Here is a 1,658-nt window from a genome sequence, read left to right as displayed (position 1 = left end):
GTTCTTAAACGACTAGCCGTCGGGGACAGTTTTCACAGCCGGGCGAGTGAACTGCGTCCCCAAGTGCCGGCAGGAAAGGAACGTCCCTAAGCGCCGAAAGAGTGTCCCCTTTGACTAGTCGTTAAAGAACGTCCCCAATGACTATGTATTGTCAGGCACTATCCCAAGAACATGGCCATGTACAACGGAAGCGTTACCTTTTTGCCATCTTGGCCAACGTTGCCGTCAATCAGCTTGTACCCCAGGCTTACATCGGGGCGCTCGAGCATATCGTTGAGGGAGACCGTCGACCCGCGAGACGCCTTTACCTCAACGGGGACAACGCTCGCGTCGGACGAGTCCGTAACGAACTCGATCTCCCGATCACCCTTCTGCGACCTCCAGTAACGAAGGGGCACGCCCTTGGCCGCAAGCATGCATGCGATTAGGTTCTCGTAGAGGCCGCCCTTCATGGGGCCCGTGAGCTTGTTGTTCACCACCGCTTCCAGCATTTCGAAGCCGTACATGGCCATGAGCACACCCGTATCGGCAGCGTAAAGGCGGAATTTCGATCCGTCCTCGTATGCCGCAAGCGGAAACTGCGGCGCGGTCACGCATTGGCACCTGCGAACCATACCCGCCCCCACGAGCCAGTCCACGGATGACCCAAACTTGCGCGCCGTTCCCCTGCTCTCCACCACGGAGTACTGGAATTTTGTATTTTCCTTTGCAAGCTGGCGCGGAAGCGATTCGAAGCACGCTCGTGCGCGCACCCGCTCGGGGGCTTCGGCGTATCGGGCTACGTCGTCCAGATACGATGCCAAAAGGCTGCGTTGCTCGTCGTGGGCAATAGCGAAGCTGTTCGATTCCACAAACGCGCTCACCACCGCGGGCATTCCGCCAACGGCAAGGTATTCGCGCAGCATCTGCATCATCTTTTGATTAACGGCGGAGGGAACCGGCTCGCGCGACTCGAAGAAGCCGCGAAGGACCTCGATAGACTCCGCGTCGTAACCGCGCGCCCATAGGTACTCCTCGAAGTCGAGGGGCCCCATGGCGATCTCGCGCTCGTAGCCAACGGGCACGGATGCCTTGGCCGCCTCCTCCTTGAAGCGAATGCCCAGAAGCGACCCCGAGGCCACCACATCGCACCTGCCGTCGAGCGCAAGGTACTTGAGCGCGGCGCGCGCGGCGGGGCATTCTTGAATCTCATCAAGAAAGATGAGCGTTTTGCCAGGGACGAACCGCGCGCCCGGGACAACGAGGGAGATCTGCCGGTAGATTGTATCGGCATCGAGCGGTCCGTCGAAAACTTCCTTGAGCTCCGGGGACTCGATGAAGTCGATGGACACGAAGCTCTCGTAATCGAGGTGCCCAAACTCGGCGACTATATACGATTTTCCAACCTGCCGAGCCCCCTTGATGAGCAGGCACTCCACACCCTTGCTCGCCCTCCACGCCCGAAGCGTTTCGAGCATCTTTCGCTTTAGCACCCTATACACCTGTCTACCAGCGGTTTGCAGCTTTTCGGGGTCTATTCTAGAGAAATTTGCAGCTTTTCAGGGTCTATTTTGGCGTTTCGCGCAGCTTTTCCTGGTCCAAATCGCCGCAGCACGCAGTTTTTCCGGGTTTCTAAAGGTAGTCATCGGGGACGTTCTTAAACGACTAGCCGTCGGGGA

The 1,658-nt window shown here is 58.4% G+C and carries 1 protein-coding gene; it reads right to left on the bottom strand.

The window, feature by feature from the left end:
- Positions 1-158 precede the first annotated feature (158 nt).
- Positions 159-1,457 carry an ATP-binding protein gene (locus tag EFAMC2_RS06920; RefSeq protein ID WP_154028103.1) on the bottom strand — a complete coding sequence of 433 codons (1,299 nt, stop codon included), beginning with the start codon at positions 1,455-1,457 and terminating at the stop codon, positions 159-161.
- Positions 1,458-1,658: the final 201 nt, after the last annotated feature.

The sequence above is a fragment of the Olsenella uli genome (genome assembly GCF_901212655.1).
GTDB classification, from domain to species: Bacteria; Actinomycetota; Coriobacteriia; order Coriobacteriales; family Atopobiaceae; genus Parolsenella; species Parolsenella uli_A.
Note: the sequence above shows the minus strand (reverse complement) of the source record. Positions and strands in the feature narration are given on the sequence as shown.

What these genes read in the sequence shown, in the direction of transcription:
- EFAMC2_RS06920 (WP_154028103.1), bottom strand. Translation starts at nt 1,457, where the DNA reads ATGCTCGAAACGCTTCGGGCGTGGAGGGCGAGCAAGGGTGTGGAGTGC.